1 protein-coding gene is annotated in these 315 nt (G+C 57.8%); it reads right to left on the bottom strand.

The features are described 5' to 3' along the window. The coding region (locus tag EN850_RS36930; protein ID WP_210238074.1) for a hypothetical protein at window positions 1-227 on the bottom strand (227 nt) is incomplete at its 3' end. Window positions 228-315: the final 88 nt, after the last annotated feature.

Raw genomic sequence — 315 nt, 5'->3', positions numbered from 1 at the left:
GCCAACCCGGAGGCGACAGCCAGCATCATGAACGTATAGCCATCCATGAAGACCGCGATCCAGCAGGCACCTACAAAGCTAGCGCAAGTGACCAGACGGGTGTCACCGTGGATGATCCGAAATGCAAAGAGCATAGTGAGTGGCAGTATGACCATGCCCGACGCGGCCGCTGAATAACCCTGATGCACCCAGATAACCGGTAATGTGCACCACACCAGTGCGCTCATGACCGACGCTGGCCGGCCTGCGCCAAGCCATCTAGCAAACTGATAGGCGCTCCAATAACCGACAGCGAGCCATGCGGCGACAATGATC

The sequence above is a fragment of the Mesorhizobium sp. M8A.F.Ca.ET.207.01.1.1 genome (assembly GCF_004794715.1).
Lineage (GTDB): Bacteria > Pseudomonadota > Alphaproteobacteria > Rhizobiales > Rhizobiaceae > Mesorhizobium.
This window is presented reverse-complemented; position numbering and strand designations above follow the sequence as displayed.